The 16,347-nt window shown below is 44.9% G+C and carries 12 protein-coding genes and 1 other annotated feature; of the genes, 1 reads left to right on the top strand and 11 read right to left on the bottom strand.

Annotated elements, in window-relative coordinates:
* Positions 1-5: 5 nt before the first annotated feature.
* The 9 genes from rplI to hutP form a co-directional block, all read right to left on the bottom strand.
* Positions 6-452 carry a 50S ribosomal protein L9 gene (gene rplI, locus DFR63_RS08655; RefSeq protein WP_115885552.1) on the bottom strand — a complete coding sequence of 149 codons (447 nt, stop codon included), beginning with the start codon at positions 450-452 and terminating at the stop codon, positions 6-8.
* Positions 449-2,425 (bottom strand): DHH family phosphoesterase, encoded by a 1,977-nt coding sequence (locus DFR63_RS08660; protein ID WP_115885553.1) that lies wholly within the window; start codon positions 2,423-2,425, stop codon positions 449-451. Before DFR63_RS08660 ends, rplI begins: the two co-directional genes overlap by 4 nt.
* A gap of 2 nt (positions 2,426-2,427) precedes the next feature.
* Complete coding sequence (locus DFR63_RS08665; protein WP_115885554.1) at positions 2,428-3,348, bottom strand: DUF2232 domain-containing protein; 921 nt, start codon at positions 3,346-3,348, stop codon at positions 2,428-2,430.
* 75 nt (positions 3,349-3,423) lie between these two features.
* Positions 3,424-4,701 carry a serine--tRNA ligase gene (serS, locus tag DFR63_RS08670; protein WP_115885555.1) on the bottom strand — a complete coding sequence of 426 codons (1,278 nt, stop codon included), beginning with the start codon at positions 4,699-4,701 and terminating at the stop codon, positions 3,424-3,426.
* Between the two features lie 65 nt (positions 4,702-4,766).
* Positions 4,767-4,952: a binding site (T-box leader), on the bottom strand.
* Positions 4,953-5,003: 51 nt separating this feature from the next.
* Positions 5,004-6,236 carry an imidazolonepropionase gene (hutI, locus tag DFR63_RS08675; RefSeq protein WP_115885556.1) on the bottom strand — a complete coding sequence of 411 codons (1,233 nt, stop codon included), beginning with the start codon at positions 6,234-6,236 and terminating at the stop codon, positions 5,004-5,006.
* Entirely contained in the window at positions 6,236-7,894 is a 1,659-nt protein-coding gene (hutU, locus tag DFR63_RS08680; RefSeq protein WP_115885557.1) for a urocanate hydratase, read from the bottom strand. Before hutU ends, hutI begins: the two co-directional genes overlap by 1 nt.
* A gap of 12 nt (positions 7,895-7,906) precedes the next feature.
* Complete coding sequence (locus DFR63_RS08685; RefSeq protein WP_115885558.1) at positions 7,907-9,223, bottom strand: YjiH family protein; 1,317 nt, start codon at positions 9,221-9,223, stop codon at positions 7,907-7,909.
* 94 nt (positions 9,224-9,317) lie between these two features.
* Positions 9,318-10,808 carry a histidine ammonia-lyase gene (hutH, locus tag DFR63_RS08690; protein WP_115885559.1) on the bottom strand — a complete coding sequence of 497 codons (1,491 nt, stop codon included), beginning with the start codon at positions 10,806-10,808 and terminating at the stop codon, positions 9,318-9,320.
* Between the two features lie 95 nt (positions 10,809-10,903).
* Entirely contained in the window at positions 10,904-11,347 is a 444-nt protein-coding gene (gene hutP, locus DFR63_RS08695) for a histidine utilization transcription antiterminator HutP (RefSeq protein ID WP_228063433.1), read from the bottom strand.
* A 180-nt stretch (positions 11,348-11,527) separates the two neighbouring features.
* Between hutP and DFR63_RS08700 the strand changes: the two genes are divergently transcribed.
* The gene (locus DFR63_RS08700; RefSeq protein ID WP_115885561.1) at positions 11,528-11,734 is read left to right on the top strand and encodes a helix-turn-helix domain-containing protein; all 207 of its coding nucleotides are present in this window, start codon (positions 11,528-11,530) and stop codon (positions 11,732-11,734) included.
* Positions 11,735-11,823: 89 nt separating this feature from the next.
* Here DFR63_RS08700 and gyrA read toward each other — a convergent pair whose 3' ends face one another.
* On the bottom strand, positions 11,824-14,403 hold the full coding sequence (gene gyrA / locus DFR63_RS08705) for a DNA gyrase subunit A (RefSeq protein ID WP_115885562.1): 2,580 nt from the start codon (positions 14,401-14,403) through the stop codon (positions 11,824-11,826).
* Positions 14,404-14,420: 17 nt separating this feature from the next.
* Positions 14,421-16,340, bottom strand: coding sequence for a DNA topoisomerase (ATP-hydrolyzing) subunit B (gene gyrB, locus DFR63_RS08710; RefSeq protein ID WP_115885563.1), 1,920 nt, complete (start codon positions 16,338-16,340; stop codon positions 14,421-14,423).
* Positions 16,341-16,347: the final 7 nt, after the last annotated feature.

Genomic DNA, 16,347 nt, shown 5'->3' on the forward strand with positions numbered 1-16,347 from the left:
TCATCTTACTGTTCAACAACGTGTACTTTTAACTCTGCTTCCACTTCGTTGTGCAATTTAATAGATACTTTGTGATAACCTAAGCTTCTAAACGGTTCAGGCATATCCAGCTTGCGTTTATCAAGTTTGATATCGTGCTGCTTCTGATACGCTTCGATGACCTGCTTAGAACTTACAGAACCGAACAGACGGCCGTCTTCGCCGGCTTTCGTTTTGATTTCTACTTCCTTGCCCTCAAGTTCAGCTTTTAAATCTTTCGCAGCCTGAAGCTCATCAGCTTCCTGCTGGCGGGCTTCTTCTTTCTCGGCATCCAGTTTTTTAAGGTTGACCGCATTCGCTTCTTCAGCGAGTCCTTTTTTGAACAGGAAGTTATGCGCATAACCTGTTGCTACTTCTTTCACTTCGCCTTTTTTGCCTTTATTTTTAACATCTTTTAAAAAGATTACTTTCATTCCTCTTCACTCCTATTACTTATAAAAGTATCAATTACTTCTGTTAATTCATCGTATGCTTCATCGATGGTTTTGCCTTCCATGCGCGTCGCTGCATTTGTTAAATGACCGCCGCCGTTCAGCTGTTCCATAATAATCTGCACATTGACCTTGCCTAATGAACGGGCTGAAATTCCAATTGTCTCATCTTCTCTTAAAGCCATCACGAATGATGCCTGGACACCTTCGATTTGCAGAAGCTGGTCTGCCGCCTGGGCGACTGTGACAGGGTGATAGGTCATCGTTTCGTCCGCCTTGACGATGGCGATGCCTTCATCGCTTATTTCTGCGGATTTAATTAAATCACTCCGCGCGATAAACGTATCGATATCATCTTTTAAGAACGTCTGGGCGAGTACAGGGTCCGCACCGTTGCTTCTGAGATAGCTCGCAGCATCAAAGGTGCGGGAACCTGTACGGAGAGTGTAGTTCCGCGTATCCACGATAATACCTGTCAGCATAATTGTCGCTTCGATGCGCGACAGTTTATTCTGCTTGTTCTGGTATTCCAGAAGTTCCGCCACAAGTTCACTCGCGCTGGACGCGTACGGTTCCATATAAACGAGCAGGGGATTCGATATCATCTCGTCAGCGCGTCTGTGGTGGTCAATGACCACTTTGCGCGTTGATTTATTCAGTATATCCTCATCCAGCACCATCGACGGGCGGTGAGTATCGACGATTACAATCGTCGTTTTCGGTGTCATCTTATCCCAGGCTTCTTCGCTGCTGATAAAGGTCCCGTACAGCTCTTCCCGCGATTCAACTTCTTTCATCAGACGGGACAGCGTATCATCGATATCTTCATCATTTAAAATGATATGCGCTTCGATGCCGTTGGAACTGGCGATCTTAGCTACACCGATTGATGAGCCGATAGAGTCAACATCGGGGTTTTTATGTCCCATGATAATAACGTTGTCGCCTTCTAAAAGAATATCGCGGAGGGCATGCGCCATAACGCGGGCTTTGACACGCGTGCGTTTTTCCATCGGATCGGTTTTACCGCCGTAAAATCTCGCACTGCCATTAATAGTTTTAATCGCAACCTGGTCGCCTCCGCGGCCGAGGGCAAGATCGAGACTCGACTGCGCCAGTTCGCCCACTTCGATAAAGTCAGCGGATCCTTCGCCGATTCCCATACTTAGAGTAATCTGGGCACCGTGATCCGCTGAGTTTTCACGAACCTGGTCGAGCAGTACAAATTTAGTTTTTTCAATTTCAGCGAGACTCTTCGCGGACATGACCATCATAAAGCGGTCATTTGAAAAGCGGCGCAAATATATATTATGCTCCTCTGCCCAGTCATTAATCGTGTTCGTCAGACTGTTATTTAAATCACTTTTCAGCGCTTCGGTCATATTCTGCGTCATATCATCATAGTTATCAAGGAACAGAATTCCGATAACCGGGTCTTTATCTTCAAGCTGCTTCTGCATCGTTTTCTCTTCGGTAATATCGATGAGCAGAAGAGCGTTATGCTCCTGATGATAGTGAATCTGATAGTTCTTGTCGCTGTAAGACGTATCGATTGTCTGAATATTATTCGCCTTCAGCGTCGTCATAATATTCGGGAAGACACGGTTAATCGGTTCATGGTGAAATTCTTCCGGAATTTCCTCCGACATAAACTGGTTCAGCCATGAGATTTCCTCGTCATCATTCAGTAAAATAACACCGAGAGGCAGGTCATCAATGACGTACTGTCTCGCGCCAGCGATATCTTTCGACAGCTCGACAACTCTGTTTTCAGTGAGCACAAGCCAGCGGTAAAGGTAAACATATACCAGCGCTAGCAGCAAGATGCTGACGATAATGGTGACTATGCCAAAAACAGTATGGTTAATGACAATAGCAATGCTAAGTATAGAAATATGAAATGCCAGCACAATAAACGGTATAAGCATCAATTTTTTATCTAAAACTTTGAACATTGCTATTTCCTCCTCAATTCCATGATTAATCGAATTCTAAAGATCATTTCGAACAGTCCGATAAGTACAGTGACAGGTCTGAACAGTATGAGCGGTATTAATATAATAACAGCCAGCACTTTGTTCAGTTTTTTCTGAAGCATGAAATAATAGGCGAATGCAAGCCCGTGGATGAACAGTCCCCACTCCAAGAGGAGAGAAACATTACTGTACAGGGTAATAGTGCTTTCTTCCCAGCTGCCGCTGAACAGCATAATGATGAAAATCAGCAGGTATAAATAAAGCAGCATTCTCGGCATCATCCATCTGTCAAAACTGCGGTAGTGCCACATTTTCCTGCTGTCCTGCGGTAATATTCTGACGATCAGTATAATGTACAAGGCAAGGAAAAAGCTGCCGATTATTAAAAATGCAGGCAGGTTCTGGAAGTATAAATCCATCGACTGAAGAATTGTCTCTCCGTCTACACCTGCAGGCGTCAGTTCGCTGACAGCATTGAGCTGTTCAGCATACCAGTTTCTAAAGGTCGAATATATTTCCGATAAAGGTCTTAAGAAACCGAGCATCTGCATGACCACAACTGTCGCCATCGTACTTAAACCGATAGCGAATGTCGTATAAAACAGCGTCAGTTCCTGCGACATGTTCTTATCGAGCGTGTGGGCAAGGAGACTTGTAATGATATATAAAATTATAAAGCTGCCCGCAGCAAGCGGCGACAGAAACAGTACTGCCGGTATGAGAAAACTGAAAAATAAAATCCAGTAGTTGACGTTCGACTGCTGCCTGATTTTCAACAGTAAGTATATTGCAAATGGCATCACGACAGGACCGAATATTAAGGTGATCTCCGTGAGCATAATATAAGCTACAACAGCGAGCAGTGTAAGGGTTAAGGTACCCGTTGGTATTTTGTTGTTCAATGTTACACTCCTCTTTTAGTACTTTTAAAAATGAATGCTCCTATTGGTCTTGAATAGGAGCATTCGGTATTTATATTATAACCTTTCGAGCTTCTCCTGACCACCCATATATGGCTGAAGGACTTCAGGTACAGTCACTGAGCCGTCTCCGTTCTGGTAGTTCTCAAGGAGCGCTGCCATCGTTCTGCCGACAGCAAGTCCGCTGCCGTTCAGCGTGTGCAGCAATTCAGGTTTTGAATCTTTATCACGCTTGAATTTAATGTTTCCGCGGCGCGCCTGGAAATCCGTCATATTTGAAATAGAGCTGATTTCCTTGTAGTCATTATAACTCGGCAGCCATACTTCAACATCGTATGTTTTCGATGATCCAAAACCGATATCGCCTGTGCAAAGCAGCACTGTCCGGTGGGGAATATCGAGTAAGTTTAAGATGTTCTCGGCATGTTCTGTCATTTCCTCAAGCGCTGCCCATGAATCTTCAGGGCGTTCAAGACGCACCATTTCAACTTTGTTGAACTGATGCAGGCGGATTAGACCGCGTGTATCTCTCCCGGCAGAACCGGCTTCACTTCTGAAACATGCAGTCTGTGCAGTGAATTTCACCGGCACCTGGTCAGCTGCCAGCGTTTCGTCCTTGTGAAAGTTCGTCAATGTCACTTCTGAAGTCGGAATCGTATACATTTCCTCATCTTCGATTTTGAAGAGGTCTTCACCGAATTTCGGCAGCTGTCCTGTTGCGTACATTGCTTCTGCACGAACAATCTGCGGCGTCATCATTTCACGGTAGCCGTTTTTGTTGTGCACATCAAGCATGAAGTTCATCAGTGCGCGCTCTAAGCGGGCACCGTCTCCAGTATGATAGACAAAGCGCGCACCTGATACTTTGGCAGCACGGTCGAAGTCCGCAAGTTCAAGGTCTTCTAAAATGTCCCAATGCGCTTTCGGTTCGAAATCAAAGGAACGGGGCTCTCCGGTACGGCGGATTTCCACGTTTTCAGTATCATCTTTGCCTTCAGGTACGTCATCGTGAATTAAGTTCGGGATACGGCTCATTTTATCGTGATAGTCACTTTGAATCGTATTCAGTCTTTCATCGATTTCCTTAATGCGTTCACCGACGTCCCGCATTTCCTTAATTACGTCTTCAGCATCTTCCTTGTTTTTCTTCTTCACAGCGATTTCCTGTGATACTTTGTTGCGGCGGCTCTTCAGCTCTTCCGTTTCAGAAATAAGTGCACGTCTTTCTTTATCCAGTCGTAAAATATCATCGATTAACACAGGTTCCATCCCGCGCTGTGCTACTTTCTTTTTAACCATTTCAGTATCGTTGCGCAGTACTTTAATGTCTAACATGTGCATACCTCCAAAATTTTTATATTTAATGCTTAAATCAGGGAAAAATAAAAACCACGTCCCCTGAAAGGGACGTGGTCTACGCGTTGCCACCCTAATTAGCACCATTTACTGATACTATCTCTAACATTTTAACGGCTTTCACCGGCTACTTTATTTATCGAAAGACAGAAATTCGCATATTACGCAATCATTTCCACCAGCCATGATCTCTCTATAGACGCAGATATACTACTGCTTCTTTCAAAGTAGTAAATATTAACTTGGTGCTATTTTATAACGTGGCCTTTAAAAACGCAAGTTTATAAATTTAAGCCCGGACGTTCAAAAATCAGTTTGCCGTCTGCAATGACTTTGTAAGCATGGTTTACACCGTAGTGATATGGAATATACTCATGATTAGGTGCATCCCAGACGACGATGTTCGCAGCGTCTCCCGGTTCGAGCGTGCCGCGGTCGGCATCGATAGCGTGAGCTGCATTTACCGTTACCGCATTCCAGATTTCATTCGGCGTCATTTTGAGTTTCAACGCCGCAATAGCCATAATCATCTGCAGATTGTCAGTCACACAGCTGCCCGGGTTATAGTCAGTCGCGAGAGACACGGCTCCACCCTGATCAATCATGCCGCGCGCATCAGCGAATTCATTTTTACCAAGATAGAAAGTTGTCCCAGGCAGCAGTACCGCCACCGTATTTGAATCAGCCAGCTGCTTTTTGCCTTCTTCGCTCGCTGCCACTAAATGGTCTGCACTGATTGCATCCTGCTCAATCGCAAGTTCTAAGCCGCCGAGAGGATCGATTTCATCTGCATGGATTTTCACGCGGAATCCTTTTTCGCGTGCCGCTTCCATGTATTTTCTCGACTGCTCGACAGAGAATACACCTGTTTCCGTAAAGATATCAGCGAAATCTGCATAATCTTTTACTTCATCTAGTAAATCCGTCATCTCCTGTAAAAATTCTTCAGCTTCTCTGCCTTTAGGAATGGCGTGGGGGCCTAAGAAGGTGTGACGCATCAGCACAGGGAATTTATCTTCCAGCGCTTTTGATACTTTAAGCTGTTTTAATTCGTTCTCGCGGTCGAGTCCATAGCCGCTTTTGCTTTCAACAGTTAACACACCGTGCTGAATCATGCGCGTCATGTTAACTGATGCTTTATTTAACAGTTCATCGAATGAAGCTTCGCGTGTCCGTTCGACCGTATTTAAAATACCACCGCCCTGTTCAAGTATCGTTAAGTAGTCAACCCCCTGGCGTTTCAGTGACATTTCATGCTCGCGTGAACCGCCGTGCACGATATGCGTGTGGGGTTCAACGAGGGCAGGGGAAACGATTTTGCCTTTTGCATCGATAGTTTCTTTTGCTTCGTACTCATCTGTTTTTGCTCCCGCATAGACAATCTTGCCGTCTTTAATAACAACAATAGCGTCATCGACGATGTTTAATTCGTCCATCTCTTTGCCTTTTAGAGGTCCCTCGGTTTTTTTCGGTAAAATTAATGACTTTATATTTGTGATCATTACATCATTCATTATTTATTCTCCTTTAACATTGGTATATTCACACCGCGTTCTTTCGCTGTGTTAATTGCGATATCGTATCCTGCATCTGCGTGTCTTGCGACTCCCATACCCGGATCTGTTGTTAATACGCGGCCCAGTCTTTTTGCTGCACGGTCAGTACCGTCCGCGACGACTACCATACCGGCGTGAAGCGAGTAGCCCATACCAACACCGCCGCCGTGGTGTACACTAATCCATGAACCGCCTGCAGCTGTATTAACGAGTGCATTTAGAATTGCCCAGTCGCCGACTGCGTCACTGCCGTCTTTCATGCTTTCAGTTTCACGGTTCGGACTGGCAACAGATCCTGAATCCAGGTGATCGCGTCCAATAACGATTGGTGCTGAGATTTCTCCTGTTCTGACAAGTTCATTCAGAGCAAGACCCATCTTCCGGCGTTCGCCGTAACCGAGCCATGCAATACGTGCAGGCAGCCCCTGGAAAGCAATTTTTTCTTCTGCCATATCGAGCCAGCGTAATAATTTCTCGTTCTCAGGGAACAGTTCGCGCATTTTCTTATCAGCAACTGCGATATCGTTCGGGTCTCCGCTTAATGCGACGAAGCGGAATGGTCCTTTACCTTCACAGAACAGCGGTCTGATATAAGCCGGTACGAAGCCCGGGAAATCGAATGCATTTTCAACACCTGTATCAAATGCCACCTGGCGGATATTATTTCCGTAATCGAAGACGACTGCACCGTTTTTCTGGAACTGCAGCATCGCTTCAACGTGTTTTGCCATCGAAGCACTCGACAGTTTCACGTATTCTTCCGGGTTTTCTTCACGCAGTTTTTTAGCCTCTTCAAGCGAGTAGCCTTCCGGCACATAGCCGTTTAACGGGTCATGCGCAGAGGTCTGGTCAGTCACGACGTCAATTTCAAAGCCGCGGTTTAAAATTTCATGATGCACTTCGGCAGCATTGCCGATTAAACCTATCGATAATGGTTTCCCTGCATCTCGTGCTTCTGCTGCAAGTTTTAAGGCTTCGTCCAGTGAATCCGTTTTAATATCCAGGTAACGCGTTTCTATCCGTTTATCGATTCTCGTTTCATCGACATCAACACAAAGTGCGACCCCTTCGTTCATCGTGACTGATAACGGCTGCGCGCCGCCCATGCCGCCAAGCCCGGCAGTCAGTGTGATTGTCCCGCGCAGTGTGCCGTCGTAGTTCTGATTCGCAAGCTCCGCAAATGTTTCATACGTTCCCTGAACGATTCCTTGTGAACCGATGTATATCCATGAACCGGCGGTCATCTGTCCATACATCATCAAACCTTTTTTATCGAGTTCATTGAAGTGCTCCCAGTTAGCCCATTTCGGTACAAGTACCGAGTTCGACAGCAGCACTCTCGGCGCTTCCTCATGCGTTTTGAATACCGCAACAGGTTTCCCTGACTGAATCAGCATCGTTTCATCCGCTTCAAGATTTCTTAATGTATTTTCAATTGCTTCAAACGACTCCCAGTTCCGCGCCGCTTTACCAATTCCCCCGTAAACAACTAAATCTTCCGGACGTTCTGCAACTTCAGGATCCAGGTTGTTATACAGCATACGGAGCGCCGCTTCCTGTTCCCATCCTTTACATTCGATTTCCAAACCAGTTTTTGCAATAATTTTTCTAGACATATTTTCATCCCCTTAAAATATTAATAATGCGATTGGTATTACGATTAACAGTGACAGCACTGTGCGGATAAACCACACGGCAATTAGTTTCCATACTTGTAAATTCAAACTCGTACTTAATACCGCGGGAACTAAGCCGGATAAAAAGACGACAGCTGAAATAGAAGTCACCCCGACTATAAACCGTGTCACAATGTCTGCTTCCGCAGCGAGCAGGGAAGGCAGGAACATTTCGACAATGGATATCGTTACCGCTTCAGCAATCAGCGGCACATTCTCAAGCGGAAACATATAGAGAATCGGGTAGTAGACGTAGGAAATCCAGGTAATCACATCGGTATACTCAGCAATGATTAAACCGAGCAGGCCGATAGACAGAACAGACGGCACGACTGAAGCGGTCATCTTCATCGCTTCAAGGAAGTTCGTCCATATATCTTCTCTGAGCGGCCGAGCATTGTGCGACTGCTGCTTCGCCTTGTACCATGCATACTCCAGTATGTTACCTTCGTAATCTTCTTCGGTGATGCTGTTTTTATCGTTGAAATATATTTCCTTTTCATTGCGTATCGGCGGCAGATAAGCCGTCAAAGCGGTGACCAGGAAAGTCACAAGCATAACGATGATAAAAAACAGCACCCAGTGATCCATCAAATCGAGTGTGCGTGCGACAACAACCATAATTGTCACCGAAACTGTGGAAAAGCCGGTCGCTATAATAAGCCCTTCCTTTTTGTTATACAAACCTTCTTCATACGTTCTGTTCGTTATCAGCAGCCCGACTGAGTAGCTGCCGACGAGAGAAGCCATCGCATCCATTGCCGAACGGCCGGGTGTTTTAAACAGTTTCCTCATGACCGGCTCCAGCAGCACGCCGACAAAAACGAGGAAACCGTAGCCGAGAATGAGTCCAAGTGCTGCACCGCCAAGCGGAATTAAGAGACTCAAGTTGATAGCGAGCGAGTAGTATAAAAACGGTCCCATATTTCCATCAAGCACGAAAGCAGGACCGATATTAAACACAACCATGACGCCGATAACGAGCCCGAGTACTTTAAAAATCGTAAACAGAATATTAAATGCACTCTTTTTCCATGTTTTAGTCAAAAACGGAATCAATGTGCCGGCAAAAACAACTGCCAGGGTGTAATACTGAATATTCTCCCCGAAAATGCTATGAATGACAGTGACGATATGATCGAGCATAATCGACCTTGTTCCGGACATGGTGACCGGTACGAAGAATAGAAACAGCCCGAGTGCACTGAACACAAAGAAACGCCAAATTTTAAAACCTTTTTCACGACGCATCTCGTTCCGCGAGACCATAACATAACCCCTTTACTGAATTACCTGATATATAAGACAAGCTTATATAAATTCTGAATTTTTAACAAATTCTTAAGGAGAAGTGCAAATTATTTTAATTAACTTCCGTTAATGCCTTAGACAAGTTATTAATTTCAATACTGAAGTTGCGGTCATGGTCGATAAAGTCCGCAATCAGACGGTATTCGTCAAATTTTTTGCGCGTTGCCGGAGACAATTTGTCTTTACCTTTAATCTCCGCTCCCGTCATCGCGATAAACAGCTCTGTGGCCACTACGTAGCGTGCGTTGTTAATAATATCTCTCGCATGGCGTGCACCGATTGTTCCCATTGATACATGGTCTTCCTGGTTGGCAGAAGAGGGAATAGAGTCGACACTTGCCGGGTGGGCCAGTGTTTTATTTTCAGAAACGAGACTCGCTGCGGCATATTGTAAAATCATTGCTCCAGACTGCAATCCTTCTTCCGGGCTTAAGAAGGCTGGAAGATCACCGTTTAATGCCGGATTAACTAAACGTTCGATGCGGCGTTCGGTAATATTCGCAATTTCAGCGACACCAATTTTTAAGAGATCCATTGCAATCGCAATCGGCTGACCGTGGAAGTTACCGCCTGAATAGACTTCATCTTCACTGAAAATCAGCGGGTTATCGTTCGCTGCATTCATTTCTATTTCCAGTTTTTCTTTAACGTATTTCAGCGTCTGCAGTGATGCACCGTGCACCTGCGGAATACATCTGATAGAGTAGCCGTCCTGCACGCGCACTTCGCCCTGACGCGTCGTCAGCTGTGAACCTTCCAGATACTCGAGCATTTTTTCTGCGACGTAGATTTGTTCGGGATAATCCCTTGATTCGTGAATCTGATGGTTGTATGCATCTGTAATGCCGTTCAGAGCCTGATGCGTCAGCGATGCAATCCATAAGCTGTCGTGCATCAGTTTATCCGCTTCGATATAGTTAATTACACCCTGAGCCGTCATCGGCTGCGTGCCGTTAATCAGTGCCAGACCTTCTTTTGCCTGCAGTGTGATCGGTTCGATGCCGAGCGACTCCAGCACATCGAGCGTATTTCTTCTCTCATCCATAAAGAATACTTCGCCTTCACCGATCAGCGTCAGCGCCATATGCGACAAGGGAGCAAGGTCGCCTGAAGCACCAAGTGAACCTTGTTCCGGCACCACCGGAATAATGCGTTTGTTAATATACAGCCTCAGCTGTTCAACCAATTCTCTTGTTACACCCGAATGGCCTTTCAGCATCGTGTTCAAGCGGAAGACCATCATTAACAATGCTACCGGCTGTTCAAAAGATTTACCGACACCGCATGCATGGGAACGAATTAAATTTGTCTGCAGATCTTCCACCTTCTCTTTTGAAATTAAAACATCGCAGAACAGTCCGAAACCGGTCGTAATTCCATAAATCGTTTTACCTTCTGCGATGATGTTTTCCACTACTTTTCTGGAAGCATCCACACGCTTATAAGCATCTTCAGTAATTTCCACAGTGCTTTCGGAATTTCCCAGGAAATCTTTTACTTGATCAATCGTTAAATGCTCGCCGTCCAAATGTAAAACCGACATGATATCCCTCCTAAATTTGCGTACAAAAAAAGACACAAAAATCCCATTGATTTTTATGTCCCTAATAACTAATGTCTATGACAATTCTATTTAATTTAAATATGATTAATACCGAGTCCCAAAGCCTCGTGCTCTTTGCCTCTGATCGGCGCACCGATTGTTCCGTAGAAACAGACAGCCAGCCATTCGCCTTCGTCATCGCTGCCGTATGGATTCCCTCTGACAATCGCAAACCTTAAACCGACAGTACGCATAATTTCCCCTACGCTTAAATCTCCGCGGGTCACGCCTTGGAGCGCTTCTAAAATTGCGTGATATAAAGAATGAGTTTCACGATAAATATCTCCATTAATGAGTCCGCCGCGCTTCGCAGCAGTTTCAACCGACGAGATGACTTTGCTTAAATCCATAGATCCGACTTTGCCCGTCATCACTTTAAATGACTTAAAGTGGGGCAGTATACGGAGTGCTGTTTCTTCATCAGTCAATGCAACGAGTGTAGTGAATTTACCAAATTCACGATGTGTACTTTGAGTCATAATATACCTGCCTAATCACTAATAACTATTTTTATTATAGCGCTTTCATAAAATAAAAACAAGAAGGTATGTTTTCTTTAATTTATCGATAAACAATATATTTTTAGGTACATTAGGTGGTAAATTTAATTTATAAAATATGAAAGCAGTATCAATCAAACAGGAAAATGAGCTGACAATATGACGAAAATAATCGTAAATCTTGACGTAATGCTCGCAAAACGAAAAATGAGCATGACGGAACTCGCCAATGAGGTCGGCGTGACTATGGCGAACTTATCAGTATTGAAAAACAATAAAGCAAAAGCCGTCCGTTTTTCGACACTGGAGAAAATCTGCGAAGTGCTGGACTGTCAGCCCGGCGATATACTGGAATACCGGAAATAGAGCGGTTCATTACGGAGCAAAAGTCCAACAAACACAAAAAGCACCCAAAATTCTCAGATTTGAGAGTTTCAGGTGCTTTTATTAACCATTTATTCTTCTTCTGATTCCGAATCGTCTTCAGTTTCAGGATTTAAGTCTTCTTCGACTTCATCGGTTTCAACTTCAAGGTTGTCTTCCGCTTCCAGTGTTTCTTCGGCCATCTCAGAACCTTCATCTTCCAGTTCTTCTTCTGCAATTTCATTTTTCACTACCGCAACCGTCGCAACATCCTGCTCTTCGTCTAAGCGAATGAGTCTCACACCTTGCGTATTACGGCTTGTAATTGATATCGCATCGATTGTCAGGCGGATAATAACACCTTTGTCTGTAACAATCATCATATCTTCATCACGGTCTACTGACGCGATAAACACCAGTTTACCGTTTTTGTCTGTCAGGTTCGCAGTTTTCACACCGAAACCGCCACGTTTAATGGAGCGGTATTCTTCTTCATGTGTTAGCTTGCCGTAGCCTTTATCCGTAACGATAAGGACATGCTGACCCGGATCAAGGACATCGACACCGACGACTTCGTCGTCAACGCGAAGGTTAATCCCTTTCACACCAGCTGCTGTACGGCCCATGCTTCTGACCTGTTCTTCTTCAAAGCGTATTAATGAACCTTCGCGTGTTCCGAGCATGACTTCTGTTGAACCATCCGTCAGACGCACACCGAGGAGTTCGTCTTCGCCTCTGAAGCTGATGGCAATTTTACCGTTTTTATTAATTTGCTTAAAGTCATCCAGCGGTGTCCGCTTCACAAGACCATTTTTCGTTGCAAATAATAACTGGTAGCCTTCAGTTTCGTCTTTGTCTTTCACGCTGATCATCGTACTGATTTTTTCATCTTTTTCGATTTCAATCAGGTTAACAATCGGCAGTCCTTTCGACTGGCGTGACAGTTCAGGAATTTCATAACCTTTCAGGCGGTAGACGCGTCCTGTGTTCGTAAAGAACAGAATATAATCATGCGTGCTCATCGTCACAATCTGGCTGACGAAGTCATCATCGATCGTATTCATACCCTGGATTCCGCGTCCGCCGCGGTGCTGGGCGCGGTATGTTGAAGCCGGCAGGCGTTTGATGTAGTTGTTATGGCTCAGGGTCACAACAATCTGTTCTCTCGGAATTAAATCTTCATCTTCAATATCGTGAATGCTGCCGAGTGTAATCTCCGTCCGGCGTTCATCTCCGAATCGTTCGCGGATATCCGTTAGTTCTTCTTTGATGACTTCAAGCAGTTTTTCATCATCGTTCAGAATACTTTTCAGATATTCGATATTTTTAAGAATCTCATCATATTCATTTTGGATTTTGCCGCGTTCAAGTCCGGTCAGACGGCGTAATCTCATATCGAGAATAGCCTGGGACTGGCGTTCTGACAAGTCAAAATGACTCATCAGGCTGTTTTTCGCTTCTTCATCCGTATCGGATGCACGGATTGTCTTAATGATTTCATCGATGTGATCGAGTGCAATCAGCAAGCCTTCCAGAATATGCGCGCGGTCTTCAGCACGTTTTAATTCGTATTTCGTCCGTCGCGTCACGACAACTTTCTGATGCTCTAAATAATGATAAAGTACTTCTTTTAAAGCGAGTACTTTCGGTTCGCCGTTCACAAGCGCCAGCATGTTAACACCGAATGATGTCTGCAGCGGCGTCTGTTTATAAAGATTATTTAAAATCACATTCGCATTTTTGTCCTTGCGGATCTCAATAATGATTCTGACGCCTTCTTTAAGGGACGTTTCATCACGCAGATCCGTAATGCCTTCGATTTTTTTATCGCGTACTAACTCAGCGATTTTCTCAACGAGGCGTGCCTTGTTTACCTGATATGGGATTTCTGAAATAACGATACGTTCTTTACCGTTCTTCATGAGTTCCACTTCACAGCGTGCCCGCATAATAACAGAACCGTGTCCTGTTTCATACGCGCGCTTAATTCCGCTTTTACCGATAATCAGACCTGCAGTCGGGAAGTCTGGTCCCTTAACATGTTCCATCAGTTCCATGGTCGTAACATTCGGATTGTCCGCAAGCTCGAGTACCGCATTGATGACTTCCGTCAGATTATGCGGCGGAATGTTCGTCGCCATACCGACAGCGATTCCGCTCGTACCGTTGACGAGAAGGTTAGGGAAGCGTGCCGGCAGGACAGATGGTTCTCTTTCGTTTTCATCGTAGTTCGGCTGGAAATCCACTGTATCTTTATTTATATCACGCATTAATTCCATCGAGATTTTACTCATTTTTGCTTCGGTATAACGCATTGCTGCTGCACCGTCGCCATCCATAGAACCGAAGTTCCCCTGGCCGTGAACGAGCGGGTAGCGGTAACTGAAGTCCTGAGCCATACGCACCATCGCATCGTAAATTGAGGAGTCGCCGTGCGGGTGGTATTTACCCATAACATCTCCGACGATACGGGCTGATTTTTTAAACGGCTTGTCAGAAGTCATACCGTTATCGTGCATACCGTACAAAATTCTGCGGTGCACCGGTTTCATGCCGTCTCTGACATCGGGCAGCGCACGAGATACGATAACACTCATGGCATAGCTTAAAAACGAGCTGCGCATCGTTTTCGTAATATTTATTTGCTGAAATTGTTCATCATGGTCCGCCATAAATTAAATCTCCTTTATTAAACGTCGAGATTCTCAACGTATCTCGCATTTTCTTCGATAAAGTTGCGTCTGTGTTCAACGATGTCACCCATCAGCATTTCAAAGATCTGATCCGCTTCAATCGCATCATCCAGTTCCACCTGAAGAAGGTTTCTCTGTTCTGGATCCATCGTCGTTTCCCACAGCTGATCGGCGTTCATCTCACCAAGACCTTTATATCTCGACATAGAAATTTTAGGTGTTTCAGGTAAGGTACTGCGCAGAATATCGAGCGCTTCATCATCGTATACGTAATGTTTTTTCTTGCCCTGTTCCAGCTTGTAAAGCGGCGGCTGTGCAATATAAACATAGCCGTGTTCAATTAACGGTCTCATAAAACGGTAGAAGAACGTTAACAGCAGTGTTCGAATATGCGCACCGTCCACATCCGCATCGGTCATAATAACAATTTTGTGGTAGCGTGCTTTTGAAATATCGAATTCTTCGCCGATACCGCTGCCGAGCGCCGTCACCATTGAACGAATTTCATTATTGCCTAAAATTCTGTCGAGACGTGCTTTTTCAACGTTTAAAATTTTACCCCGGAGCGGTAAAATTGCCTGTATTTTTGAGTTGCGTCCTGATTTTGCCGAACCGCCGGCAGAGTCACCCTCTACGATAAAGAGCTCGCTTTTCGCAGGGTCTTTGCTCGAGCAGTCTGCAAGTTTTCCGGGCAGGCTCGACACTTCGAGTGCCGACTTGCGGCGCGTCATTTCACGTGCTTTTTTCGCTGCAACGCGGGCATGCTGAGCTGTGATCCCTTTTTCTACAATAACGCGTGCAGTCTGAGGGTTTTCCATCAGGAATCTTTCAAAACCTGCCGAGAACAGCTGATCTGTAATCGTACGGGCTTCGGAGTTGCCGAGTTTGGTCTTCGTCTGGCCTTCAAACTGCGGATCCGTATGCTTAATTGACACGATTGCTGTTAAGCCTTCTCTGACATCCTCACCAGATAAACGTTCTTCTGTCGATTTAATCAGATTCTGTTTTGTGGCATAGTTGTTAATCACTTTTGTCAGTGCACGCTTAAAGCCGTCTTCGTGTGTTCCGCCTTCATGTGTATAAATATTATTGGCATAAGTTAAAAGGGTGGATGTGTAGCCGAGGTTGTACTGCATTGCGATTTCAACTTCGATTTCATCTTTTGAATCATCCATATAAATAATTTCTTCATGCAGTGCTTCTTTCGTCTTATTCAATTCCTCGACGTAGGATTTAATACCGCCTTCATAGTGGTATTTAAATTCAAGATTTTCTTCGCCGCGCTCGTCGATTAATTTAATTTCGAGTCCCTTGTTCAGGAAAGCGAGTTCTTTAATACGCTTCTGCAGAATTTCGATTTCGTATTCTGTCGTTTCAGTAAATATTTCTTCATCCGCTTTAAAACGGATGACCGTTCCTGTTTTATCCGTTTCGCCAATGACTTTTAAGTCTGCATCCGGTACACCGCGGGTGTATCTCTGGTAATGAATTTCGCCGTTCTTATGCACGTATACTTCAAGTTTTGAACTCAGTGCATTAACTACGGATGACCCGACACCGTGCAGACCGCCGGAAACTTTATAGCTGCCGCCGTCAAACTTACCGCCGGCGTGCAGCACTGTTAAAATAACCTCGACTGCCGGACGTCCCATTTTCTCCTGGATATCTACAGGAATACCGCGTCCATTGTCCGTAACTTTAATCCAGTTATCTTTTTCAACAGTGACATTAATTTCAGACGCATATCCTGCAAGCGCCTCGTCGATACTGTTGTCAATAATTTCCCATACGAGGTGGTGCAAGCCGCGTGATGACGTAGAACCAATGTACATCCCCGGTCTTTTTCTTACCGCTTCAAGACCTTCCAGCACCTGTATCTGACTTGCACCGTATTGATCCATATTTTGTTCAGCCATGTTTTCA

This window comes from Jeotgalicoccus halotolerans, assembly GCF_003387165.1.
Taxonomy (GTDB): domain Bacteria; phylum Bacillota; class Bacilli; order Staphylococcales; family Salinicoccaceae; genus Jeotgalicoccus; species Jeotgalicoccus halotolerans.